Raw genomic sequence first — 25251 nt, forward strand, 5'->3', positions numbered from 1 at the left:
AATCCAACATGATGACGCTTTCGATGTTCCTGGCCCGAAAGAGAAACGTGTAGGCAATCGTACTTTCTCTGTCCAATTGATCGACGGAGGGGCCTGCGACCGCCATGCTGTGAAATCCGACACTTTGTGCCGGAACTCCACCACGTCTGCGCCATGCGGGATCGAGCTGACTTGCAATCGAAGTTAAGCGGGACTTGGTGTAGCGGAAGCTCGGCGGCAGCTGGAAGAGGAACCCCCCATGCGATCGCCAAGAATATCGGCGGCCTTCCCGAAGTCCCGGATAAGCGTCTTCACGCCCTTGAACTCTTTAATGTGCGTGATGAGCTCGCAGCCCTTTACCGTATATACAAACTCTCTGCTCCCGGGCGGGCGGCGCCCTGCCTGCACGTTCGCGGGGGTAGGCCACGAGTAAAATGAGGCATCAACTCAATCGTGTCGAATGCAGGCCTGCGGCAGGAAGCGTAGAACGAGTCTCGCCATTTCCAGTAGCGCCAGCCCGAGCACCCGATATGGGCAACTTTGTCGCACTTAACGACGCCTTCGAACCGCTCGCCCGTATCTTCAGCCAGATCTTGCGCATCTTCTCGGCCCGCCCGATGTTGCTTTCGCGCGGCTTCTCCCTCCGCAGTCGCCTCCGCTCGTGCCGCTAAAGCCGGTGATTTTATTGTACGATTTGCGAGGGCAGTTACTTTCCGGAATACGTAACGCAGGAACGGTCGGTGACGGTTCCTTGTTGCCGGAAGTACCCGGACCAACTGGAATTGCACCAATGGACGTGGATGTACTTGTGGTCGGCGGCGGCCCCGCCGGATTAAGCGCCGCCTTAGTCTTGGGAAGATGCCGGCGGAACGTTTTGCTCTGCGACGATCAGCAGCAGCGCAACCGCGCCTCGCAAGAGATTCACGGGCTCCTCGGATCCAACGGCCGCTCGCCCGAGCAATTCCTGCAGAATGCGCGGGAGGAGCTTGCCGGCCATGGGACCGTCTTGATCCGCCAGAGCCGGGTCATGAAAGTCGATCCTTCCGACGGCGGATTCGGGTTTGTATGCGCCGACGGGACCAGTGGCATTGCCGCAAAAGTTCTCCTAGCGACGGGGCTTATCGACGAGCTCCCGCAGCTTGTGGGCGTCGACGCCTTTTATGGCATTTCTGTCCATCACTGCCTCTATTGCGACGGCTATGAATATGCCGGCAAACGGCTCGCCGCCTACGGCAAGGGGGACAAGGGCGCGGATCTTGCCGTAATGATGACGCACTGGGTCAAGGACGTGGTGTGCTGCAGCGATGGCACGGAAGTCAGCGGGGAAGCCGTCTACCGGCTCAGGCGACACGGAATACTATTGCGCAGGGATCGCATCCGATCGCTGGAGGGGGCGAAGGGTGCTCTTGCAAAGATCAATTTCGAGAGCGGATCGCAGCTTGCGTGCTCCGGCATGTTTTTCTCGACCGGCTGCCGCCAGGCCTCCCATCTTTCAGAGCACCTTGGCTGCAAGCGTGACGTAAAGGGCGGCGTCATCACCGACCCGGTCACGGAAGAAACCAGCGTGCCGGGGGTGTATGTCGCGGGTGACGTCTCGCGCGACGTCCTGCTCGTGGCGGCCGCCCTCGGCGAAGGCGCGAAAGCGGCGGTCGCCATCAACAAGGCCTTTCTCAGGCGCGAGGGGCTCAGCGAGTAGCGGGCTGCCTTGCCGACCACCTAGCCTGTCGTTCAGCTTTCGCCGGTACTCGTCCTCATCATTAGCGCGGCGTTCCACGAATACGATATCTTTTTCAATCGCCGAAGCTCTCTTCATGTCATGCTTCGCGCATCCTCGCTTCGCTCATGTCTGTAGAGCAAGGCCGCGACAAACAGGTCGCCACTGAGCCGCCCTCACTCTGGAGCGAGCCTGTAGATCGGGTGTGAGGTTGAGTTCCTCGAACGGCCTTTGCTACTTTTCATGGAGTGCGGCCGGTACAACTTCCGCTCTCGCGTCCGGAACAGCCGCGACTAATCTCATAACGTTGACGAGGCTTGGCTAAGGCTAGCCAAGTCTGCTTCGCCGCCGAGCGTCCTTTTTGGTCACTTCAGCGATGGTGAACGGACTTACGAATGTCTCTGCCATCAATGCCTAATCTGGCGAACTGATGCGACTGCAATAATTGGCAGGAACGAGGACGTCGAATTGGCTCTGTGTGTCGGCCGCTATAGCAGAAGCCAGGTAGTTGAAGATTCGCGAAAGCGAGCATTTGGCTTTCGCTTACCAAGGGTGTGTTGCCGGTGCAATCTGGTAAGGTAAGTAGTTGCATTTTGTTCAATGATTGCCTGCATCTATCGATATGAGAAGGGCTTGCGATGCCCACCATCGAGAAATTCCGCGAAGAGGCTGAGGCTTAAATCGCCAGGGCATCCAGACAGTGGCGGCCGGCTGCGACAAGGGTCGTATGTTCGCGCTTGCACTCTGTGATCCCCGCTTCATGAGCGATCCCTTATCGTACCCCGCGCGGCCTTGACCGCAGCCTCTTGACGATGCTGGTCGAAGGCCAATGGATCGACGACCACGCCAATCATTTGATCTGTGGCCCGTCCGGCGTCGGCAAGTGCTGGCTCGCTTCGGCGCTCGCCAACAAAGCCTGCCGCGACAATCGCTCCGTGCTCTATCAGCGCGTCCCGCGACTATTCAGTGATCTGGCCTTGGCGTGCGGCGACGGCCGCCACCCGCGTCTACTGCGCGCACTCGGCCGTGTCGATCTGCTCATCCTCGACGACTGGGGCCTGGAGCGGCTCGACGCCGCGGCTCGCCACGACCTCCTGGAGATTCTCGAGGACCGCTACGGCCGCCGCTCCACCATCGTCACCAGCCAGCTCCCCGTCGATCAATAGCACGCGGCTGATCGGCGACCCAACCTATGCTGATGCCGTCCTCGACCGGCTGGTCCACAATGCTCACAGGATCGATCTCAAGGGCGAAAGCCTGCAGCGAACCCGCAAGCCCGGCTGAATGGCCTGAGCCAGTGGCGCTGTGGACATGCCGCCGCGCTTGGACAACGCGAAGGGCATTGCCCACATGCCAACAGCAGGAGCAGCAAAAAACGAGTCCTTCGAGCCGCGATTCGAGATTGACCACGCGGCTTCGCCGATGCCAGAAACCAAACAGCCAGAACGCTTGGCGCCCGGGCGATATCAAATCGGTACACCCGGGCGAGACTCATCGGAATCCGCATCCAGGGCTGAAACAATACGAAATGAAAATTATCTGCCCTATTGTTCGGATGTCACTACTTTTCTGATTCCACTAGCTAAACGCATATGCGGTCAGGCTAGCGACGAGAACCAAGGCGCTCAGCGCGGTAACCGACGCAAATGTCCGCTCTACTCCATTCATGCGTTCCATGGTTTTAAGCTCCTCGTCAGGAAGCCGATCGTCGCATTGTGCAGCACCGGAGTCGTTAACCTTCGTGAATCGCGCGCCGTAATTTTATTGTGTCGCTTGGCTTTCTTGAGAGATCCCCTTCCAATTGCTTGACCATCGCTATTGGCCATCGACCTTCATGTCCCACAATTGCAATGCGCAGCCCATGGACGTCATCTAGAAAGACGTGATCAATCGTACCGGCTTTCCCATCGGACAAGACGACCCCCTTGCCCACCAACTCTTTTTCGGAAGCATGCAGTTCGGAGAGGATGTTTAGCGCGCGTTTGCTGCAGTCAAAATACTCGTTCATGAGTACGCAACTATCCTGATAAATGTAATCTGAAGCCGCGATCAATTTTCGCATGGATTCGAGCGACGGCCGACGATGAGCGCCAGGCTGGAAGATAAGTTTTCCTATCATGCGGGCGCCGCGTCATTAGCACATGTGAAACGCGCTTATGGAGGCCAGCCGATTTTTTCCTAGGCGCCAGACGGGCGAGGAACAATCAGCTTGGCAGCGCGTCGGTTGAGGGCCCCCAGCCGGTCCAGGCGCCCCCCGACTGCTGGAGGAAAACCCGTATCATTCGGGTTGGCGGCCCCCAGGTTGGGGCCGCTTTCAATTGGCCGGGGCGCCAGAGCCCTGAACGTGATCGCATCGATTGACAGTGAAATGGCAGCTGCCGCGGCCGGCGAGCAAATCAGCGGGCTAATTTCACAGGTAGTGATTGCAATGAATTTGGTCGGGCGCCTGATGCGAGGCCGGTAGTCTAGGACAGCAAGTTGAAAGGCCCCGCACAGAGAGGGAAAGATGGCCCTTCGCCGAGAAGCTGACCACAAGCGGAGATCTTAGCAGAGCGGCTGACAAACAAGCCGGCAGAGATTAGCAAAACCGGCTCCTGACACCTACCTTCCGGGCATGAAAATTCGAGTCCTGCTTGCCGACCCTTGGAAAGGTGGTCCCAGCCGGCCGGGGGCGCGTAAACCAAGTATCCATCTCTCGGCTATGCCCAGGCGGATCAGGCCAATGTCTGAGATCGAAGTCTACACGGGCCGCTACGAACGCGATCATGGCCCCCCGTCCGGACGTCAATGCTGGTAATTTACCCTTGTCTCGGAGACCGGAGTCTCCTCTACGAAGTCAAACTCAGCGGCCAGCTGATTTACCCCGCGACGCTGGAGCGAGCCCGAGCGACGGCGGCGCAAAGAAACGCGTAATCGTGGGGCCGTAGCCATGATCGGGGAGCAGTGACGCTGCTCGAGTCGCCATTGCGCTATTGGAACGTCAGAACCCTGCAGCTGTTTGTCTGGAACAGGTTGGGACCGCGAACGTGGCAGACGAGCTCAAATATTCGGCGCACCGACTAGTGATCATCGAGCAGCCTGGCGGCGGTTTCCTGGTCGAGATCACGCCTCTCGGGGGCGGACATACCGTCAGGACGATGACCTATCAGCGTACGCAGGAAGCGATCGCTGCCGCGAAGAGGACCATCGACAAGCATCCCCAAGACAGGCGATCTGTCAATCCGACCGGCTCTTGAAGCGGCTTCCGGCTCATTGAGAGGGACACAGCTACAACTCGGGAAAACGGTCGAGCAGCATTTGAGCCCGGTGAGAATCCATCCCCCGATGTCGATGCGGTTGCGCATTACACACCCTGCGCTAGGAAGGATCCGGCAACCGGCACTCTCATAATGCGTCCCCCCGCAACTGATCGGGACGCGGCCGGCGTTTTTGAATAAACGGCAGATGCCGCCTTTGGCTATGTTGCGCGAGCGCTGATTTTCACAACAGCGGGTCTTAATAGCACCTCCGGCATGCCCGGCTTGTTCACCGGCGAGCGGCAGTCTCATTGGCTGCTAAAATCCTGACGAGCCGTCTTCGTGAATGGAATGAGGAACCTAGTACGCCCAGAGCCGACGCATTGATCTTGCAAAGTGGCGGGTACCGCCGATAGGAAATAGCTCGCGCTCGGGGACCAATTGATGGGCGATGCAAGGACATCGCTATGAGCACCGATCATCTCGCTGCAATTGCGATAGCTATTTGTAACGCTGGTGCAGGATTGGCGGCTTCCATTCCATCAGCTCGCTAGCCTTCGATAAGCAATCCACTACGAGCGACTGGCGACGCGAATAGCCGAATACGTGGATGCTTTCGCGCCTCAATCCGGCGGCTAAACAGCCCCCCAATCGAGGTACCCACCGCCCTGCCGCGCCGACCAAACCCCAGCAGCACTTGGACGATCCAAATGGAAGAACGGCCTCAGCCCCGCGCGGAGGCCGTTTCTTTTAGGCCGACAAGCAAGTGAGGACGCCCCATCGCGATACTCCGCGTTTGGGAGGCCCTTAAACTATGCAAAAGCACGCCCAGCTTATTGCAGTCTAAAAATACCAGCGTAGTGCGGCATGGATCGCAATACCGGCAATCTGCGACCGCGAAGTTATCGAGGAACATCGCGGTCCCGCCAATTGTTATCTAAGCATCATCGGCAACTATCAATTGGGCGCCGGTGGCTGAGAGTGTCGTGCTCCCGATCATCCGCTGGCGAAGCAGGCATTTCACCGCCGCCGCTACGCACAATTCCTCCAATGCGCGGAGAACGGCCGATGGCTTCAAACATCGCGACCAGCCTGATCACAAAGCTAACTGTCTCCAACCGGCTCGACAGCGATGACATTCAGTCACTTCAGCAGCTTCCGATCCAGGAACGCCAAGTCCCGGCTCAGCACATTATTGTCGCCGATGGCAGCCGACCAAAGGAATGTTGCCTTCTCGCCGAAGGATTTGCGTACCGTGCAAAAATCACGCAGGACGGCAAGCGGCAAGTCCTCTCGTTGCACATTCCCGGCGAAATACCGGATCTGCAGAGCCTCTACCTCAACGTCATGGATCACGATTTCACGACGCTGACACCCTGCACGCTTGGCTTGATCCCTCATGAAGCGATCAAGGCCCTGTGCAAGCAGCGCCCGAATGTGACAGGTGCGCTTTGGCGCGAAACGCTCATTGACGCGGCGATTTTTAGGGAATGGATCGTCAATGTCGGCCGCAGGTCCGCGGACGAGCGTATGGCCCACCTTTTCGCCGAAATCCATCGTCGATTGAGGGCTGTCGGTCGAACGAGCGACGGTGATTTCAACTTCCCTATTACGCAATCCGATCTTGGAGATTGTCTCGGACTTTCGACGGTCCACGTCAACCGCACGCTGCAGGAACTGCGGCAACAGGGTATCATGCAAGTCGAGCGGCCACACTACCGGATTCTGGACCACGATAAATTGGAAGAACTGGCCGGATTCGATCCGACTTATCTTCACTTGCCGCCGGCCGCCTAGCTCGAACGGGAGGCGATGCGCTTGGCGGCGACGTCAATCTGATTGGGTCTTCCTCTCGCTTGATCACGATCGACCAACGGTTGGACTTGTCGAGGTCGAAATTGGGACTCGATACCGCGAGCTGTCATGACGGCCTTCTGCCAAGCACCATCGTCATTCAGCAACTCCTCCTCATCGGAATCATCAAACCGATGGTCATTCGAAATGGGGAATGCTACCTGCTGATGAATGCTCAACCGCGGGCGGAGACTCGAGTTTCGCGCGCTTCAGGTGCTGGTTCATATCTAAGCCCCGTTTCGTCAAATTGGTGCCAAGTGGATCCAAGTGCTATTGGGCACGGCAGCGGCTAGAGTTCTGGCCGTTCCTGTAAAACGACCCGTCCCCCCCGAGAGCAACGCCGGAGCAGTCCTGCATTCCATTGTGACGCCGAACAGCGGCTGGTCGATAATCCGGTGAATTCTCCGGGACTAAAAAATTCGAAATGAAACGATGCGAAGGATCGCTCCACGCCGCGGACAAATCGAGCTCGCTATTCAACTCGTGCGCTGTTGTCGTCCGGCGAAGAGACCATACACAAAGAGCACGATGATGGCACCGACCACGGCGCCGATGAGTCCGGCACCCTCTCCGGGATGGTACCATCCCAGCGCCTGGCCGAGGTAAGTGGCAACGAAGGCGCCGACGATGCCGAGAATGGTCGTAAGGATGAATCCAGAGGGTTCGTTGTCACCTGGCATGATGAATTTCGCGATCACCCCCGCAATAAAGCCGATGATGATAGTCCAAATGATGCTCATTCTCCGCCCCTCTTACATGAGGGTTATGAAGTGGGTACCCGTCCCTCAAGCGTATACTTGTCGACTGCTCGGGGTAGGTCGCGCGACAGCCTTGCGAGTATTTCTTTTTGAGAGAGCCCGGTTTCCTACTCTAGCTTGGTCAACACATCAGAACTAACTGCTTTCTGCAGTTGCGCGGGCGGAATTTACTTGTTCGGCCTCGAGCTGATCCAGGATTAGCCGCATCGCCGGGGCGGGTTTGGCTGCACTTCTCCAGCAGTTCGCCATTCCTCATTGAAGCAGCCTCCTGACTCCAGCGCCGCTTAGCATGCCCCTCAGACCAAGTAGCCCCCAAGGGGCTGTTGGGAACCGGGAGGCTCCGAAGAGCTCGGTCCGGGCGCCTTCATCGGTTCGGCCAACTTCTCGCGGTTCTGATATCCAGCGATGGCGAGCAGTCCGAGAAGTGCAGTCATGGATGGCATTCCGCGACCCATATTACGACTCCTAGTGGGGTTCGACAGCTCAAACTCAGACGACCAGGTTCTGTTCCTAAGAGACCGACATTTACTGCAGCTCTTGCACCATTCCGTCCGCTTAGGAGGCTGGATGCAGTTTTGTTAGATCGCCGAAGCGACATCTTTCGTCGCTCGGGCGCTCTGGATATTGACCATCAATTGATTCGCCATCTCCTGTAGGCGCTGTCGATCTCGGTCGGCGAACTCTCTCGGCTTGGTATCGATTACGCTGAGGCAGCCTACAACGTGGCCGGATGAAGTTCTGAGCGGAGCCCCCGCGAAGAAGCGGATGCCTCTCTCCAGCACACGAGGATCATCGGCGAAGCGGGGATCCTCGTTGACATCCTCAGAAACGAGCACATCGTCTGAAGCAACCACATGAGCGTCGAGGGAGCCCTCGTGATTGCCCTGCGGAGCTGCTTGAATGTCCTGGAGGCGGCTGTCAGCGATGGTTGGCTGAATATCATCGACAAATGACACCAGCGCGATCGGGACCTCGAAGGTCTGCGCAATCTTCCTGGACACCTCATCCACGGCTTGACGTGTTGAATTGTCCAAGCGGAGGCTGCGCAGCGCGGTAAGCTGTGCCTGCTCGGCGTCAGCCGTGACCTGAGGCGTATCGCCGCGGGCTGGCGCGCGACCTATCCATGCTTCGACCTGCTCAGTGCAGGCTTTGAGCGAGGCGAATACGGCGTGGGCCGCCATCTGGTTCTTGAGCTCTTCCGTCTGATCAGTCCCGGCGATCAAATTCCAGCAGCAGACGGCTAGCTTCACATGGGGGGCCCGCCGGCGCAGGCGACGAAAGATATAGCGGGCATAGACCTGTGGCTGCGGGTGAAAGTAGGACAGGCACACCACGTCGACCCCCTGGAGATCAAGCTGCCCCAATGCTTCCCGACTGACCACGATCGGCGGCAAGACCTTGGCGGCGATGTTGTGCTCGTGAAGTACCTGCGCGAGCATCTCCGCCGCTGCATGATCAAGCTCCGTGCGTCCTGCGAGACAGAGAACGCATGGTCGCTGCGTCCCGTGATCCGCGTCTACGTTTAAATGCGCTTTCTCGTGGATATGGTCGTCAACCTCCTGCACAACGGAGATAGCGGTATCCGCGACAAGACGCCGGTAGTTTGTGTCGATGCTGCTGCGCTGACGATCGTTCTCCGCCAAACGAAGGGCTGGAATGCCTACGTTATCGTACAACTCGCGTGAGGAGCACTCGTCGACATAGCTCTCGGCGAACTCAACCGCCTCCTCCAGGTTGCCAGCCAATAATCGCTGGTAGAGCTGCTCCTCTGGAGCGAGCACAGGGTCGCTGCCAAGAAGCACGCCCAAGAACTCCAACTGCGGAACATAGCGCCCAATGACGACAAGGCAGACAGTTAAAGGTGTCGCCAGGAACAGCCCGACAGGTCCCCACAGCATCGTCCAGAAGATGGCGGCGATAATGATTGCAAGTGACGACAACCCTGTGCTGGAGCCGTAAAGCCAAGGCTCGATAACATTGTTACTGATGAGTTCAGCCGTAACGAACAGGCCGACCACCCAAAACAGCATCGTCCAGCCGGGATCGACGGCGATCGCCAAGGCCACCGGGAATATAGCAGCCAGAAAAGGACCGAGATAGGGAATGAATCGAAGTACCGCTGCAAGTAGTCCCCAGAGAATCGCGTTCGGTACGCCGACAAAGTAGAGCGCAATGCCGATCGGCACGCCGTAACTCAGGTTAACTACGAGCTGCATCAACAGATAACGGCTGAGCCGGCCCGCGGCGTCGTTGATGGCCTGAGTGCTCTTCTGAAGGTCCCCGGCTCCTGCCAATTTAATAAAGCGATCGCGCAAGTCTTCGCGCTCGAGCAGCACGAAGATCACAAAAATGACGACGAGCCCGGACGTAGCGAGGGGCGCCAGCAACGGACCTATGACAGAGCGGATGAGCTCCAGCGGTCTTGGCTGCGGCGGCTCCATACGCACGGTGACGGGCTCCTGATGCTCCCTGCCGGTGCCAAGCCGGGACGGCGCGGCCCCCGATTTTTTCTTATTCCCCGAGATCTCTCTGCCAAGATCCTGCATCGTCGTGGTAACTGTGTCGACAATACCCCCACCTGGCGCAGAGCTTTGCAACGAGTGGATCTTCTCGGTGATGGTCGTTTGATAATCGGGGAGGTTGGTAGCCAGCTGGACCAGTTGACGTCCCACGACCAAGGCAACACCTGCAACCACGATAAAGGCAATGGAAACGGCGATGAGTACCGCTGCAACACGGGGTACTTTCCAGCGCCTTAGCCAATTAACCAAGGGCGTGAGAATGAAGCTGAGCAGAATGGCAAGAGCGAAAGGAACGAAGATTTCGCGGCCGAGATAGAGGGCTCCGATGGCCAGGACGATGCCGCCGGCCGTGAGCATTGGCGAGGACGCGCCTTGCGCGGCCGGCGTTCTTTGCGGCGGTGGGGCAGCCAGCTCGACCATAGGAGCGAGCCTTTCAATAAGGTTCAGGACAGGTCAACCGCGAGCCGACGCGTTTGGATCCAATCGCAGCACTCCGGCCGGTCGTACTGCCTGGGCCGGTAGCCTCCAGGCTCAAGCCGACTGAAGGGATAACCGTGATCCGCTCAATACCAACGATTTCTCGGGCCTCCGCCCGATCGACTCCCCTCGCCGGGGCACCTCATTCAGTCCTTGGGTCGAGCACCGCCGACAGGCGCTGCAGGAAGATTGCCTGTCCCCCAAGGATATTCACGCGCGCGGCAGGAGTGTTGAGCCACTCGGCTCGTTCGAGCTCCAGATAAATACGAAGCTTACCTGAAGGCGGGGGCCATTCCATCTCGAAGGTGTTGCTGCGAATATCCGCGGAATCTGGATCACCCGCCACAGCCCACACGTAAACGATCTTGCCCCGAGACAGATAAGCCGCCCGCTTGACGCGTGTCCGGCTTCTCGGCGAACTCGCGCCGGGCTGCAGAAAGCGGTGACTCGCCGGGCATGATGATGCCCTTCGGAATCGTCCAAGCTCCCTCGTGCTTGCGCCGCCAGAAAGGCCCGTTCGGATGCCCGAGCAGGACCTGAAAGACATTTGCGTGATGGCGGAAAGCAGAAGACCCCGCACTTTGTGGTCTAGATGAGGTTGCCGTAGACATGGATGAATCTAGAGCGGTGACTAGTCCGCTTCATACCGGCCGAAACCGCGGTCACAAACAAGATATGATGAGCCCCGCCAGAGCAGATACCGGGACAGCTTGCAAATGGAACGTAGTGTGCTCCGCACGACGTTCATCTTCTCTCGGACTCAGGCGTCCACCAGCAAAACACGTGTTCGGGACGCGACCGCTTTGGCGGTCGGCGTTGAAGATCGACCGAAGATTATCTTCGACTGATCTTGCGGGCGAGGGCGAGCACACTGCGACTGTCATTTGAGAAAGGTTAAGGTTCATGCTGTCAGTCGCCAGGACTTGCCACATCCGCAGGTGACGCTGCGCCGGAGTTCTGGCTAAGGTCTGCACGCCAAGCGACCGACGAGGCGTCGGCCGCTCCAGCAAAGTGAAAAGCCCGCTCCGGTCTCTTGTGATCACCAGGCTGCGTAGAACGGGCTGCCCCATCCGCCGTAAAAGCGCGGGCCATAATACCCCCTCCACGCGTAGGGCCGGTAATAAACCCGGGGCCGATAATACCGAGGGCCATAATAGCCATAGTAGCCCGGATAATAGCCTGGACCGTAATAGTAGGGCGAAGCTGCAGCGGCTCCAAAGGCCAGTGCACCAGCCGCAAGTCCGAGACCGATACCCGGGCCCCATCCGCCGTGCCAACCGCCACCCCGCCATCGCGCTTCCGCAGGTGCAACAGTTGCGGCAGAAATCGCGGCGACCGTCAGTGCGGCCAAAGCGATTTTTCGCATTGCATTCCTCCTTCAACAATATTGAGCGACAATGCAACTTCCACAAACCGGTTCCTAAAGCGGGCTGGACCTAAAACCAGGCACCGGAACTCCTCTGCAACGATACATTGCCGCGCGTTGCCGCCAACTGCAGCGACGGGTATTTCCTCTGCATCCGCAGGCGAAGTTCCCACGGAAGCATATCTCTGCGACAGTAAGGCGGCCTCGGGTCGGCGGGCAGACTCAACAGCTTCATGGATCAGGCCAGATATCGAATTCGCGAAAATTTCGCGCGGCTTTTTTAATCGGGCCGACATTGCGAGCGAGCAAGTGTCCCGCATGCTTCATGCTCGGCAGTCGTGTTCGTTCCACCACCGAGCTATCGCCCAGGTTTGCTCGTCCCATACTTTGGTGGGAAGGTCCGGGACGGCTATGCGGACGCTGAACGCCCCGGTCGTCATGTCGTGAAACCATTCCGTGGCAGCGAAGTCGAACCCGAAGCTTCCGGCATGACGGATCGGAAAGCCGGCCAGGCCAAGATCCCTGCTCATCTCCGACGCCGCTTGCCTTGCCTCTTCTTCGTCCAAGGGCCGCCTGCACTTGAGCAACACGTAAAGGCCATGCGCGAAATTCGTTTGCCTCACCAGATCGCCAAGCGCCTGACGGAAGAAGTGAGCAGTACGGCGGCTGTTGCGGATGATTGCAGCCACTCTCCTCGTGGTCAGCGACCGATATTCGGGGCTGCCGACATAAGGCGGGAAGTGGGCCGGTAGCGCTGCGCCGCCGAGCAGCCTGACTGCGTTGCGCATCTCATCGGGCAGGTTTCGGAGAGGCGATCGAGCCCAGAGATCGGCCTCCGCGGAGCGGACGAAGGTCGTAGAGCCCAATCGTCCATACTCGACGCCTAGCGAATCCAACTTTGTATGGCTTCGGATCATGGCCATGGGCACTCCGCACCTGCGGGCCTTCCGTAACGCGCGCGCGATCTTGCCGGAGCTACCGGCGAGACAACTGTTATCGAAGATGCAGAGGTCGAATTGCGCCCAGGGTGAGCGCAGACAGGCTTCAAAATCCTTTGCCGATGCGCAGGAATCCAGAAGAAGGATGCGGTGCGACGCGCCTGAAGCGGGCGCGCCCAGAACTTCTACGGCCGTGATGCTCTTCAGGTGCCTAGCGTACGCTTCAACGAACTCCAGGGTCTCTCCGTACGTCCCTGGCAGCGACACGATATCCGCTCGATCGAACAAGTGCGACGACGCCAAAAGCAGGGCAGATATGGAGGCCATGCCAGAAGACGTGTAGACGGTCTCCCATTCGATATCTTCGCCGAGATCATAAAAGGACGGGCCAGCCACGTCGAGATCGGCGCGCTGGTAGTCGTACCGGAAGTCGAACGGGCTATCGAAAGATTTCTTGCGATGCGACCAGGCGGTTTCGGTCGTGGTCCACTCTGTTAGATCGTGTTGAGCTCTGATGGCCGCCGTGAGCTTGAACTTGAGTGCGATCGCTTCATTGATCGACTTCGGAGTTGGCGGCGCAAAGGAGTGGTCAAGACAGGCGTCCAGCAACTGAAGCTCTTCATGCTTTCGACGCAGATAGGCTTCCATGGTCTCCATAAGCCCTTCAACGTCCGGCATTGACCTTAGCTCCTATTGCGTGAGCCGCTGCAGTGGTGGTCAATTTCGGCAGCTAATTGCGAGGTTACAGACGGCGCTATGTTTCACCTGCTCCATTGTGCGTTGCGCACGCTTCTTGTCTGGACACCATCTGGGGATGGACGCCCCATGACCGAGTGATCGTCGGCGAGCTGGATCCCAGGGCGTCGTCGATGAGCTTGCTAAGCTTAGGGTCGATGTACTCGAGATAGCAATGGTCGCGATCCGAGCTGATGGCGACGTGGTGCCGCTTCGAAGGCTCTCAAGGACCTCTCCCTCCGCCCGACGGTCATAGCCGGGACAGTGCGCCCGATCTGAAGGGAGCTGGGATGGCGTCTCGGAAGCCTGGCAGGTTCTACAGCATTGAGCTCTGGCACCATCGCCAGGACGCCCCAGCGGACCCAATCTTGATCCTCCGAAGAAGCATGATGCGGCTCGGCTATTGCAGCCCATGACAAGCCAATCACCATTCATTTTTTGTGTGTCCCAACTGCGACATGTTTATTCGGCGCTCGAGAATGCAGTTCAATCCCGGTAAACGCTTCCGGATCTTTCTAATGCCGGGGAAGTGGCAGTCAGGCTCATCGCTGGGCGCGCTGCCGGAACAGTCTGAAGCAATGATGTTTCCGCATCATGAGTATCCCCCAGGATGGTAGCCTCCCCGGCCGCGAGGAACCACTAATCGGTTGGGCGTCGGCGAGGCCTGCGCGCTCCTGTCTTGCCCTCGGCAGTGTCTTCGGCGACCACCTTAGCGCGTTCCTCGCAGCGCGTGCGCAGATCCTCAAGCTCGTCAGCGCTCAGATGCTCGATTCCGACGAAACTATTCTGCACCATGCCCGTCCGTATTAGCTCGTCCAGCTTCACCTGAATAGCAGCACTGTCGCGGTTCTGCGAGTTCTGGATCAGGAAGACCATCAGAAAGGTCACGATTGTCGTTCCGGTGTTGATGACTAGCTGCCACGTATCGGAGAACTTGAACAGAGGTCCAGTAACGGCCCAGACGACGACTACCGCGAAAGCCAGGACAAACGTCGATGCCCGGCCGGCCGCTTGGGAGGCCTGGTTTGCGATTGATGCGAACAGTCGACGGTGATGTCGTTCGCTTTGCTTCTGTGACATTCCTTTCCAACGCGCCGGCCCCGCTGAAGTTCAGCCCCATCACGCTCAGCCGTCCGTCGCGAAGGCGGCAGAGATTCGCTCTGCGCCGAACAAATAAGGTGACGCGGGTTGGCAGCCTGGCGCGTGGCCGCCATACCGAGCCAACGAGGCTACGGCTTGCACCGATATCGTCGAGCTCTTCGTTCGAACGATGAAGAAATCGGTTATCCAAGCGGCCGACTAAGCTCTAGCAGGCCGTTGAAGAACTCAGCCGCGTTCGCAAACGAAGGCTGAATCGTCGCCATTGTGGATGTAGAAGTGGCCAACGAGCCTGCCCGCAGTGCCGATCATGGCCCATCCGCGACCACAGGACGGATCATTCTCGTCGTGCCCCTCCCATGAGAACTCGGCGCAGGCCGATCCGTCGCGGGTGCCGTAGCGAGCATCCAGGAAGCCCTTGAGAGCCCCAAACGCTATTTCGCCATCGGACTTGCCACGGAAGGTGAGATGCGCCTCTCCGACAAGATCGAGGAAGTCGCTGTCCCAGTTGTCCATTTCGACGATGCGCCAGCGGCCGGCAAAGGCCTTGGCAAAGCCGGGCACCTTGGCCATCAACCGGTCTCCGCGATCAACTTGGGCAGCCGCACCAGATTGTAGGCGGCCGCAGCGAAGGTAAAGGCCCATCCGACCCGATCACGGCCACGGAATCTGGTCTTCTCTTGCCCGGCGACCGTCTTGATCCAGCCGAATGCCTCCTCAATCCGCTTGCGGATGCGCTGGCTGACAGCATAACCGCCGTGCCGGGTCGTACGCCCGTCGATCGCAGAGCTACGGCCGCCGGTATTCTGCGCAACATGCGGCGTCACGTTCATCGAGCGCAGCTCGTTGACGAAGTCTTCTGCATCGTAGGCTTTGTCGGCACCAAGCGTGATCGCTGTCGGTCGATCGGCACGAGGCTCGATCATGTGCAGCGCGGCCACCCGTTCGGCATGCCCACCGGCCTGCGTCAGGCAGGCGTCGACCAGCAAGCCGTGGCGGTTCTCCATCAGCCCGTGCCCGATGAAGCACAGCTTCGTCTCCTTGCCTTTCCCCTTGCGGTAGAGCCTGGCCTCCGGATCGGTGGTCGAAGCATGGGTGTCGTTGGAGCGCTTCTGGCCATGGAAGTTCGCTTCAGCATTGCGCCCGCCGCCTTGGGCCGGCGGCTCGCCGGAGCTATCCTTCGGTTTGACGCTCTTCATCGAGGCCCAGGCCTCGATCAGCGTGCCGTCGACCGAGAAGTGATCGCTCGACAGAAGCTTCTTCACCCTGGGCTGCGCCAGCACCGCCGCCAGGAACTTCGCCGCGATGTCGCCTTCCAGCAGCCGGTCGCGGTTCTTCGAGAATACCGAATGGTCCCAGGCTGCATCGTCGACTCCGATTCCGACGAACCAGCGGAACAGCAAATCATATTCCAACCGCTCCATCAGAAGCCGCTCCGAGCGGATCGAATAAAACGCCTGCAACAGCATCGCCCGCAGCAGCTTCTCCGGCGGGATCGACGGCCGTCCAATCGGCGAATAAAGGGCGGCGAACTCGTGCTCCAGCGCCGCCAGCGCCTCGTTCACGATCGTCCGGATCCCTCGCAGCGGATGATCACGCCGCACCCTTGCTTCCAGGTCGACGTAGCTGAACAGCTCGCCCGTTCGATTGTCGCCGCCGCGCACGCACCATCTCCGAATCTCGTCGGAGCCAATGAATCATGATCCTCGGTCGGCGGCGACCGCCTTTTTTCAACAGCCTGCTAGTTCCACGAACGGGTGCCCCTCCGGCCTAGACTTAGGTGGTAGTCAACCGACTAGACGATGCGCAGACCGCATCCCCGCGCCTAGGCTTCTCCCGGCCTTTGAGATCTATCTTCCTGCCGCCGTACTGCTCGTCATTAGGATCATGATATCACAACGTCGGTCACGGACGCGATGGCGCTTTGATTGCTTGACGCCCGCATCCGCGACGAGCCCCATGGCAGTCAGCTTGCGCTTCACTGCTTCCCCGTTCAGATAGTGATCGTGATCGCCGTATACTGTTGACTATTGCTTAGCATGTAGCCAGCCCGGGTCCTAAGTGGCCAGAGCCAGCTCACATAAGTGATTGGCTTGGACGACCAACGGTCAATCCCAAGATGAGTCGAACCGGCAAGGAGCTGTTTGCCTTCGCTTCCCAAGAAACCGACCGTAACCTGCGGCGGCCCCCAACTGCTGCGGGACAATCAGAACTGGTCTATTAACATGCGATAAGGCACGAGCGACGAAGCCAGCCTGCCTGCGGTTGAGTAACGCACTTAGCAACCAATCGAATTGACGTTCATTTGTCCTCGGCAATTAGCTAACCAAAGGACAAAAAGATGTTGCGAGTCTTTGCTATCATATCCACGGCAGCTCTGCTGAGCTCAGCACCTGTCTCGGCGCAAACGCCACCGGCGCAGAGCGAGCCAAACAATAGCGCCGTCAATCGGTCGGGTGAAAACAACTCGAACGAACCCGTGGCGGGTCGAAACAGCTTTACCGAGGGACAAGCGAAGTCACGGATCGAAGCTGCCGGTTATTCCGGCGTTTCCGACCTCAAGAAGGACGGTAATGGCGTCTGGAGAGGAAAGGCCACCAAGGGAGGCAAGCAGACCGAAGTCAGCCTGGACTTCCAGGGCAATGTGAACCCGGCGAACTAGAAAGGAAGACCAGCATGACCACTACAATTTCTCGCCTCTATGACAACTATGGCGACGCTGAGCGTGTCGTCCAGCAACTCGAGCAGAGCGGCGTCCCCTCCTCCGATATCAGCGTCATCGCAAACAATGGGGAGGGCTGGCACGGCCGGGATGGCAAAGTTGATCGGGACCGCGACGGGGTTGACGACCGAGCAGAAGGAGCAGGCGCAGGTGCGGGCATCGGCGCAGGACTGGGCGGAGCTGCAGGATTGCTCGCTGGCCTCGGCCTGCTCGCAATTCCTGGCCTCGGCCCGGTCGTCGCTGCCGGATGGCTCGTCTCCACCGCGGCCGGTGCTGCCGCGGGCGCCGCAACGGGCGGCGTCATCGGCGCCTTGACTCAAGCGGGCGTTCCGGAAGAGGAAGCCTCGCAATATGCCGAGGGCGCGTCGCGGCGGAACGCTCGTCTGTGCACGTGTCGACGAACAGGATCGTGGCCGAGCAGAAGCTGTGCTCGATCAGTCGTCAGTCGACATCAGCAAGCGCACGGCGGCATGGCAGCGGTCTGGATGGAAGGGCTTTGATCCTGCGGCGCAGCCACTCAGCAGCGAGCAGATTCAGCGCGAGCGCGAACTCTATGGCGAAGGAACCGGAATAGGTCGCTGACGCGCGAACCTCGTTTCCCAATTCGCCGACCGAAAGCCCCGACGTATGTCTCCTCAGCGTCGGGGCCTTTTCGCTGCAGTAGGAGGAACGATCTCAAACGCGTTCTGTTTTCCAGTCTGTTCTATTAAAAACAGGAAGGAAACGATCAAATGAAAATCGCAAAACTCGCCTTGGTCACTGCGTTCATGGCCGGCTCAATTGCTGCAGCCAGCGCACAGGGCGGTGGTGGTGGTGGTGGTGGTGGCAGCAGTGGCGGTGGTAGCGGCGGCGGAAACTCACCGGCGGCGACCACCGGTCAAGGCGCGTCCAGCAGCCCCAGCGCTGCGAATCCCGGCGCAACCCAGAATGACCCAAAACTGAAGGAAGGCACGACGGACAAGAGTGGCTCGATGTCGAAGGATCACATGAAGAAATAAACCGCGAGGCGGAAGTAAAGCAGCGGTCTCAGCATGCCTTACTGGGGCCGTTTCTTTTTGCTTCCCGACGACCAAGTCCGACGTGCCCGGTGGCGCCCGCGGCGTTTGCGCTCGCTGTGTCGATTGCCGGGGCGCGATCCGACGGAGCTATTGCCAAGCGTCTAATTGGCGCTTCTGGTCAGCCAAAGGTGCCCCCGACTGCCTGGAGGAAAACCCGTATCGCTCGGGTTGGCGGCCCCCTGGTTGGGGCCGTTTCAGTTCACTGCGGAAAGCGCGAGCGGTGCTTGTCCAAAGTTGATCGCAACGATTCACATAGTTCAATGCGGAGCACACCATCCTGCAAGCCAATCGGTGAACTCGCGTTTCACAGGTGGATGGTTGCAATGGAATTTATTGGACGCCCGATGCGAGGCCGGTTCCTCGTTCGGCAAAGAAGCATTGGCTGGATGGTCTACGACAGCGAACTCAAAGGACCGGCCCAGATAAAGAAAGATGGCCCCTTTGCCGAGAAGCTGACCAAGGAACAAGCCGAGATCATAGCGCAGGCGCTGACGAACCAGATTCGTGCGAGATCGGATGATCCTGCGCAATTGCGGTGCGTCAAGGCCGCTATAAACGCGCGGTGAAAATGATCGTCCGGAGGGGGACCATTGTTCATCATCGAACTCTTGAACCCTGACGCGTTCTCGGGAACAGGCAGCATCATCCTGCTCGAACTGACGGACGAGGATTCCGCGATGCGAGCCGCCCGAAAGATCGCTGCCGAGACAGGACGCCGCGTAACCGTGCGGAAAGAAGACATGCAAATCATTGGGACTATATCCGCGCCCACGCCCCATTAGATCCGAGCCGAGCGGCGAGGCCGGTCATCTAAGCCCTGTCCGTAGCGGGTGAAGATGTCGTGTTTTTGTAGCTCGTGATCTGTCGCCTTCGTTTCTGATTTGCAGGGGAGCCGGAAGGCGTGGACGGGTCCGCCGCGTTGTCATGCCATGGATAGGGCGGTCTGGTCAGCCCCGTGGGTCGGTTTCTTTGTTCGATTTGAAGCCCGTTTCTCCGTCCCGACCCGCGCCTTCTCGACGGCGGCGCGCGCAGGAGCGGTCAAGGACGCGCGCTTGCGCGCCCGCCAGGGCTTGTCCTTGACGGCTCCGAGCACGCTGCCAGGCTGAAGCGCGTCGGGGCTGATCTGCTGTCCGTTGGCGCTAAACATCGCCAACCGATGCGGTCCGAGGAACACGCTGACGGTGCCATCGGGATACTCATGGAGGCGCACCACAGCCTTGACGAAGTGAGGCCTGAGCCGGCTCTGCGGCAGCTGCAGCCGCCGACCGTTCCATGCAACGGTATTGTCGTTGGCGACGGTTCGCTCCTCGATCACGCACAGCGCCTCGCGCCAGGCCTCATGCCGATCGGCCACGAATGCCGTGCCTTCCTGTTCGGGCTTGATCGCAAACGCGGCGTTGTGCCCGGGGATGTAATGCGCCTTCAGCCACGCGTTGGCAGCCTCAACCGTCGTGATCCCGGCAAGCCGCAGCTCCTTCGGCAGCCGATCCTGCAAGGTGCCGAACACCCGCTCGGAGCGCCCGCGCGCCTGCGGCGAATAGGCTGCGATATGCTCGATCCCAAGATGCGACAAAGCCCGTCCCACCTGGGTTTGTTGCGTCTTCGAGACCTTCTCGCCAGCTTTTGGGGTCAGGAAATAATGGCTGCCGCGGTCGGTGTAGAGCGCGCAGAACAGGCCATGCTCGCCAATCACTTCGCGCAAGGCCTGGAAGGTCGAGGCCGTTCCTTCTTCCTCGACCAGCACCATCGAGTAGATCTCGCTGGTCGCATCGTCCATCGTGACGATCAGGTCCCTCGCGGGCAGGCCTTCGATCCAAACGTGGCGCGATCCGTCCTGGTGCAGCAGCATGCCCCGAAGCGGCCGCCGCGGCCGCTTCTTGCGGTGCGCCGAACGCTTCGGAGCCTTCCGCACCAGCCCCGCCGCGTGCAGCGCCAGCTTCGTCACCGTATAGCCCAGCACATAGTCGTGCCGCTTTTGCATCTGCTCGTGGAAGTGCTTCACCGTGAAGTCCGCGTACTTGTCCCGGTACAGCGCAAGCATCCGTTCCAGCGCCTCCTCCGGCGCCCGGTCAGCGGACGATCTCCTCGCCCGAGCCAACGCTGCGCTGGGGTTGCCCAAGCCCGACACGTTTCTGGGACGAAGTCACCATGAGCCGATTCCGCTTCCGAACGAGCGTGATTTCGGGATCGAATGAGCATCGGTTGATTGCTGGCGCGAGGCCTTAACTCCGAGTCTTCCTGGCGCCGAACTGAGCCGACACACGACCAGCTTGCGGCCCAGCGAGACGGTACTGAGGCCAAGGCGCCCCGGCACGAAGCGGGCCCGCGGATCGCGATCCTCGCTCCGATATCGATAGCCCGAGCCTGCCTGGCGGGCGGAACCGAGTTCCCTCGCCCGGCCTTCTCCAACGTCACATCTATCGAGGCCCATGATCTGGCGTTCGAGATCGCGGACGCCAATGCGAGGGTCTATGCGGCCATAGTGAAGGCGGCCGAACTGCTAAGCGATCCGGTACCCGACACCTTTTTGGGCCGAGCCAGGTTCAAGGTCCCCTCCCGTATGACAGCGAGCCGCCCAATTGGCGGACCCGAAGTCTAAGATCTAGCCAGCGAAATTTTTGCAACCGACAACGAACCGGATTATTAACCCGGCACCACCGGCCGAGGCTCTGCCCGTAGGCGTCGGTGGCTGAGAGACCGATCGTGCTCCCGCCTGCATAGGAAGGGAGCGCGACCATGCCGGACCACCTTCAAACAGCGCACCGCGAAATGCAGGCTCGCCACTTGGCGGAAGCCGAGCGGCACATTGCCGAAGGCGAGCGACACATTGCCGAGCAAGAGGAATTGATCGAGCACCTCGCCCATCACGGGCATGATCTAGCGGAAGCGAGGAAGCTTCTGGACAACTTCTATTCGTGTCAGGTTCTGCACGTTCAGCACCGGGATCGGATCCGAAGAGAGCTGGAAAACTAGTGGAAACTGACGGCCGGCAGTGACCTGTTGGAAAGGGCCCCAGCTGTGAAAGCTGGGGCCAAGTTTGTAGCTGGGCGTCTAGGTGCCGGTAGCGGTGCGGCACCGAACAGGGCGATCAATGCCAGTGGATGCGCTTCGTTCCTATGGAAAAAAGGCCCTGACGCATCCGGCGCTGCAGCGATGGACGCGCTGTCCTGAACGGCGCAAAGGCCGATTATCCGCAGTGCTTTTTTTGAATGGATGTTCTTGACACCGCCAAATCACGTTCTAATTCCATTTCCGCGTGGGTCATCCATTCAGCGTGCCGGTGCCCTGGACGCCAGTCGGGTCCAGGGACAAACGGGCACCGCCGTTCGTGCCCGGTGCTTCTCAGACCCATCACTAGTGTCCCGAGTCACAAGTTCGCATCATTAGATTCGGGTTAGAGTCGCATCGCTGTGGCATTGCTTTGCAGGGCAACAGCGATGGAGCATTGGATGGCGCGGCTGGCACCCCTGATCCTAACCGAGAAGGAGCGGACTGAGCTGAAGGCGTTGGCAGGCCGCCGCAAGACGGCCGAAGCCCCTGGCGTTGCGGGCCCGGATCATTCTGGCCTGTGCAGAGGGCAGCCAGAACAAGGAGGTGGCGGCGAAGCTCGGTGTGATCGAGACCACGGTCGGCAAGTGGCGCAGGCGCTTTGTGCAGGAACGCGTGGAAGGCCTGCGCGACGAGCCAAGGCCGGGAGCCCGCGGACGATCGATGATGCGCGCATCGAAGCTACCATCGTAAAGACCCTGGAAAGCCTTCCGAAGGATGCGACCCACTGGAGCTCGTGCAGCATGGCAAAGGAAAGTGGGCTGTCGGTCTCAAGCGTGCAGCGCATCTGGCAAGCCTTCGGTTTGCAGCCTCATCGGATCGAGACGTTCAAGCTCTCGACCGCCCCGGATTTCGTGGCCAAGGTGCGCGATGTGGTCGGCCTCTACGTCTCCCCGCCCCAGCATGCCGCGTCCTGTGTGTAGACGAGAAGTCCAAAATCCAGGGCTCGACCGCAGCCAGCCGATGCTGCCGATGCGCCCCGGTCAGGTGGCGCGGCGCAGCCATGACTACACGCGCCACGGCACGACCTCGCTCTTCGCGGCGCTCGACATTGCAACGGGCAAGGTTATCGGCAAATGCTTTGCCCGCCATCGCGCCTCCGAGTTTCGCAAGTTCCTCGATGAGATCGAGGCTGCCGTGCCGTGCGGTCTCGATGTCCATCTCGTCATGGACAACTACGCCACGCACAAGGCCCCACTGATCCGCAGCAGGCTCGCCAAACGGCCGCGCTGGCATGTCGATCTCACGCCGACCAGTTCGTCCTGGCTCAATCAGGTCGAGCGCTTTCTTCGCCCTCATCACCGACAAGAAGATCCGGCGCGCCGCCGATGATATCCTCGCCTCCATCGAGCGCTTCTGCCGTTACAATACTCAAGCACAACAATCGTAGTGTCGCGAATTTCTGGTTCAGGACACTAGCTAAGACGCTTGTCACAAAGGAGGAAACGAGACTTGTAATATAGACAGTCGCCGACTGGACTGGCCTTACTCTCCGAGTGCTTTGCGGATCTCGTCTCGGTGCTGAACAAACAGCGCCTGACTTGCGTTGAAGCTATCCAGTATCTTTCTAGCGTCCGTTACGTTCTGGCCCCGGTTGGCCATCCTTCCAATCCGTTGCTCTTGTTCAGCGATGCGTCGTTCGCCTTGAGCTACATGTCTTTCAGCCAGCTCCAGATGGCGAAGCTGCATATCGTGAAAGGGTGATCGAAGCGGACCAACCATGGCGGCGCCTCCGTCCTTGATGCAGGCGGGAGCGCGCTCGGTCTCTCGGCCACCGGCGCCCGCGGACTGTGCCTTGGCCGGTGATCGCGGATCATACCACGCTTTCATGCCGTCCCTCATTCATTCTACCAAGATAATATTCCTTGACCTTGGTCAAGGATCGGAACGACCGAGCGGGACATTTGATCTGTCAGAAATCGTTTAGAGAGGTGCGAAGCAAGTCAAAAACCCGGACCGCGGATTCCGCCAATTGAAGTCCGGCTGGCTCGGAAACTGAATGGTCGCAATATTGCCGACGCCTCACACCGCTCCCAAGCACTGCCGCCGAAACGGCCGAGCAATTGTTCGGCAGTCCGCCGTTGGCATCGGTTTCGCCTATCGTTGCCAATGGGCATTCGGGGGGGGCGCCAGGGGCGGCTTTCCCCAAACCAGGCATCTGATCGGATCGTGCTCCTGCTGTTGGCTGCGGCGGATATAGCAATCGTCGTTGCAGCGAAGGGTTGGCCAGTCTGACCACAAGCCGAGCGGTCCTCATATAGGAACCATTGTAGGAGCCGGAGGTTCGGCCCGAGCAACCAAGAACGCTTTCGCGCACTGGAAGCGCTGTCGGGTCGGCCCCGACTATCATATCGAGATCGACGGACACTGGTATTCCACGCCGTATCGGCTCATCCGTGAGCTCGTCGACGCGCGCATTGACGACAGGACGGTCGAGATCTTCCACAACGGCCGCAGGATCGCCAGCCACGCTCGCGCGCCCAACCGGCGGGGCCACACCACCATCACCGACCACATGCCCAGCGCCCATCGGCGCTACGGCCAATGGACGCCCGCCGGAGTGATCGCCGCCGGCGAGCGGATCGGTCCGTCGACCGCCGCCTTCTTCCAGGCCGTGATCGCGGCCCGGCCGCATCCCGAGCAAGGCTTTCGCACCTGCCTCGGCATTCTGTCGCTGGCCAAAAGCTACAGCGCCGAGCGCGTCGACGCGGCCTGCCGGCGCGGCATTCTGATCAAGGCTCGATCCCTCGCCTCGATCCGCTCCATCCTCCAGAACGGCCTGGATCGCACCTTTCTCGACGAGCCCTCCGAACCCCAACCCCTGCGCCACGGCAACATCCGCGGCCGGGATTATTTCCACTAAAGCCAAGGAGACCTGTATGCTCAACCATCCCACCCACGAACGCCTGATCGAGCTCGGCTTGAGCGGCATGGCCAAGGCCTTCGAGGAGCAGCGCCGATCACCTGATCTCGAAGCCTTGCCGTTCGAAGATCGCATCGGCCTGCTGGTCGACCGGGAAGCCGCGGAACGCGACACCAGGCGGCTCACCACGCGCCTCAAGCTGGCCGCGCTCCGCCAGAATGCCTGCGTGGAGGACGTCGATTTGCGCACGCCGCGGGGTATCGACCGGGCCGTCTTCGCCAAGCTCGTCAGCGGCGACTGGATCGATCGCCACGAGAATTTGCTCATAACCGGAGCGACCGGATTGGGCAAAAGTTGGTTAGCCTGTGCCCTCGGCCACAAGGCCTGCCGCGACAATCGCTCGGTTCTCTATCATCGCGTCCCAAGATTGTTCGAAGCGTTGGCGCTCGCGCGGGGCGATGGACGTTATGCCCGCCTGCTCAAAACCCTTGGCCGCGCCCAGCTTCTGATTTTGGACGATTGGGGATTGTCGGTGCTCACCGCCGCCGAGCGGCGCGATCTACTCGAAGTCCTCGAGGACCGCCATGGCCGCGCCTCCACCATCGTAACTAGCCAACTCCCTGTGGACACATGGCACGAAGTTATCGGAGACCCAACCTACGCCGACGCCGTCCTCGATCGCCTCGTCCATAACGCTCACCGCCTCCAGCTGGCCGGCGAAAGCATGCGAAAACGCAACGCCAAAACCATCACCCTTGACGCGCAGCCAGAACGCTGACTCTATCACCGCCTCGGCCGGAGCGGGCTGCTCACGATCGTCTGAATTCGGCGCTCATGATCGCGCGAAATCGCTGCTCACCATCAGTGAAATATGCACTTCAAT

At 59.7% G+C, this 25251-nt stretch carries 21 protein-coding genes and 5 pseudogenes; 13 read left to right on the plus strand and 13 right to left on the minus strand.

Annotated elements, in window-relative coordinates:
• Positions 1–183: 183 nt before the first annotated feature.
• Positions 184–387 carry a DUF72 domain-containing protein gene (locus J2R78_RS45125; protein WP_141713229.1) on the minus strand — a complete coding sequence of 68 codons (204 nt, stop codon included), beginning with the start codon at positions 385–387 and terminating at the stop codon, positions 184–186.
• 382 nt (positions 388–769) lie between these two features.
• On the opposite strand from J2R78_RS45125, the gene J2R78_RS06430 reads away from it, so the two are divergent.
• Together J2R78_RS06430 and J2R78_RS06435 are read left to right on the plus strand one after the other, a co-directional pair.
• Positions 770–1675: an NAD(P)/FAD-dependent oxidoreductase gene (locus J2R78_RS06430; RefSeq protein WP_069275761.1), complete on the plus strand. Its 906-nt coding sequence runs from the start codon at positions 770–772 to the stop codon at positions 1673–1675.
• Positions 1676–2460: 785 nt separating this feature from the next.
• Positions 2461–2977 (plus strand): annotated as a pseudogene (locus tag J2R78_RS06435) (ATP-binding protein); the annotation flags it as partial.
• Between the two features lie 448 nt (positions 2978–3425).
• Here J2R78_RS06435 and J2R78_RS06440 read toward each other — a convergent pair.
• Positions 3426–3701 (minus strand): photosystem reaction center subunit H, encoded by a 276-nt coding sequence (locus J2R78_RS06440; RefSeq protein ID WP_069275785.1) that lies wholly within the window; start codon positions 3699–3701, stop codon positions 3426–3428.
• Positions 3702–4719: 1018 nt separating this feature from the next.
• Here J2R78_RS06440 and J2R78_RS06445 point away from each other — a divergent pair.
• Positions 4720–4929 carry a hypothetical protein gene (locus J2R78_RS06445; RefSeq protein ID WP_253587825.1) on the plus strand — a complete coding sequence of 70 codons (210 nt, stop codon included), beginning with the start codon at positions 4720–4722 and terminating at the stop codon, positions 4927–4929.
• Between the two features lie 1068 nt (positions 4930–5997).
• Positions 5998–6726 (plus strand): Crp/Fnr family transcriptional regulator, encoded by a 729-nt coding sequence (locus tag J2R78_RS06450; RefSeq protein WP_069275763.1) that lies wholly within the window; start codon positions 5998–6000, stop codon positions 6724–6726.
• A 533-nt stretch (positions 6727–7259) separates the two neighbouring features.
• Here the strand turns inward: J2R78_RS06450 and J2R78_RS06455 are convergent.
• From J2R78_RS06455 to J2R78_RS06495, 9 genes and pseudogenes are all read right to left on the minus strand, one after another.
• Positions 7260–7523, minus strand: coding sequence for a GlsB/YeaQ/YmgE family stress response membrane protein (locus tag J2R78_RS06455; RefSeq protein ID WP_069275764.1), 264 nt, complete (start codon positions 7521–7523; stop codon positions 7260–7262).
• A 23-nt stretch (positions 7524–7546) separates the two neighbouring features.
• A pseudogene (locus J2R78_RS45130) lies at positions 7547–7633 on the minus strand (hypothetical protein); the annotation flags it as partial.
• 486 nt (positions 7634–8119) lie between these two features.
• A complete protein-coding gene (locus J2R78_RS06465; protein WP_253603465.1) occupies positions 8120–10483 on the minus strand; it encodes an AI-2E family transporter in 2364 nt (787 codons plus the stop codon).
• 199 nt (positions 10484–10682) lie between these two features.
• Positions 10683–10895 carry a hypothetical protein gene (locus tag J2R78_RS06470; RefSeq protein ID WP_253603468.1) on the minus strand — a complete coding sequence of 71 codons (213 nt, stop codon included), beginning with the start codon at positions 10893–10895 and terminating at the stop codon, positions 10683–10685.
• The gene (locus J2R78_RS45135) at positions 10876–11151 is read right to left on the minus strand and encodes an NUDIX domain-containing protein (RefSeq protein ID WP_375166988.1); all 276 of its coding nucleotides are present in this window, start codon (positions 11149–11151) and stop codon (positions 10876–10878) included. Before J2R78_RS45135 ends, J2R78_RS06470 begins: the two co-directional genes overlap by 20 nt.
• Positions 11152–12229: 1078 nt before the next feature.
• On the minus strand, positions 12230–13501 hold the full coding sequence (locus tag J2R78_RS06480) for a hypothetical protein (RefSeq protein WP_253609759.1): 1272 nt from the start codon (positions 13499–13501) through the stop codon (positions 12230–12232).
• A 717-nt stretch (positions 13502–14218) separates the two neighbouring features.
• Entirely contained in the window at positions 14219–14659 is a 441-nt protein-coding gene (locus tag J2R78_RS06485) for a low affinity iron permease family protein (protein ID WP_069275768.1), read from the minus strand.
• 246 nt (positions 14660–14905) lie between these two features.
• Positions 14906–15250: a hypothetical protein gene (locus tag J2R78_RS06490; RefSeq protein WP_057019377.1), complete on the minus strand. Its 345-nt coding sequence runs from the start codon at positions 15248–15250 to the stop codon at positions 14906–14908.
• A complete protein-coding gene (locus J2R78_RS06495; protein ID WP_069276043.1) occupies positions 15250–16341 on the minus strand; it encodes an IS5 family transposase in 1092 nt (363 codons plus the stop codon). Before J2R78_RS06495 ends, J2R78_RS06490 begins: the two co-directional genes overlap by 1 nt.
• 677 nt (positions 16342–17018) lie before the next feature.
• On the opposite strand from J2R78_RS06495, the gene J2R78_RS06500 reads away from it, so the two are divergent.
• From J2R78_RS06500 to J2R78_RS06520, 5 genes and pseudogenes are all read left to right on the plus strand, one after another.
• Positions 17019–17339 carry a hypothetical protein gene (locus tag J2R78_RS06500; RefSeq protein WP_253603471.1) on the plus strand — a complete coding sequence of 107 codons (321 nt, stop codon included), beginning with the start codon at positions 17019–17021 and terminating at the stop codon, positions 17337–17339.
• A 14-nt stretch (positions 17340–17353) separates the two neighbouring features.
• A pseudogene (locus J2R78_RS06505) lies at positions 17354–17981 on the plus strand (hypothetical protein).
• Between the two features lie 149 nt (positions 17982–18130).
• Entirely contained in the window at positions 18131–18397 is a 267-nt protein-coding gene (locus J2R78_RS06510; RefSeq protein ID WP_253603473.1) for a hypothetical protein, read from the plus strand.
• Between the two features lie 383 nt (positions 18398–18780).
• Complete coding sequence (locus J2R78_RS06515; protein ID WP_141713231.1) at positions 18781–19023, plus strand: hypothetical protein; 243 nt, start codon at positions 18781–18783, stop codon at positions 19021–19023.
• Positions 19024–19047: 24 nt separating this feature from the next.
• Positions 19048–19239: a hypothetical protein gene (locus J2R78_RS06520; RefSeq protein WP_069275774.1), complete on the plus strand. Its 192-nt coding sequence runs from the start codon at positions 19048–19050 to the stop codon at positions 19237–19239.
• 140 nt (positions 19240–19379) lie between these two features.
• Here J2R78_RS06520 and J2R78_RS06525 read toward each other — a convergent pair whose 3' ends face one another.
• Positions 19380–20585, minus strand: coding sequence for an ISNCY family transposase (locus J2R78_RS06525; RefSeq protein ID WP_309144982.1), 1206 nt, complete (start codon positions 20583–20585; stop codon positions 19380–19382).
• Between the two features lie 608 nt (positions 20586–21193).
• Here J2R78_RS06525 and J2R78_RS06530 point away from each other — a divergent pair.
• Together J2R78_RS06530 and J2R78_RS06535 are read left to right on the plus strand one after the other, a co-directional pair.
• Positions 21194–21430 carry a hypothetical protein gene (locus J2R78_RS06530; protein ID WP_069275777.1) on the plus strand — a complete coding sequence of 79 codons (237 nt, stop codon included), beginning with the start codon at positions 21194–21196 and terminating at the stop codon, positions 21428–21430.
• A gap of 464 nt (positions 21431–21894) precedes the next feature.
• Positions 21895–22895 (plus strand): annotated as a pseudogene (locus J2R78_RS06535) (IS630 family transposase).
• Positions 22896–22990: 95 nt separating this feature from the next.
• Here J2R78_RS06535 and J2R78_RS06540 read toward each other — a convergent pair.
• Complete coding sequence (locus J2R78_RS06540; RefSeq protein WP_245313727.1) at positions 22991–23335, minus strand: hypothetical protein; 345 nt, start codon at positions 23333–23335, stop codon at positions 22991–22993.
• 475 nt (positions 23336–23810) lie between these two features.
• Between J2R78_RS06540 and J2R78_RS06545 the strand changes: the two are divergent.
• Both J2R78_RS06545 and istB read left to right on the plus strand, forming a co-directional pair.
• A pseudogene (locus J2R78_RS06545) lies at positions 23811–24368 on the plus strand (IS21 family transposase); the annotation flags it as partial.
• A gap of 16 nt (positions 24369–24384) precedes the next feature.
• Positions 24385–25146: an IS21-like element ISFK1 family helper ATPase IstB gene (istB, locus tag J2R78_RS06550; RefSeq protein ID WP_253587833.1), complete on the plus strand. Its 762-nt coding sequence runs from the start codon at positions 24385–24387 to the stop codon at positions 25144–25146.
• Positions 25147–25251 lie beyond the last annotated feature (105 nt).

Source organism: Bradyrhizobium sp. USDA 4538 (genome assembly GCF_024171045.1).
Taxonomy (GTDB): Bacteria; Pseudomonadota; Alphaproteobacteria; order Rhizobiales; family Xanthobacteraceae; genus Bradyrhizobium; species Bradyrhizobium australafricanum.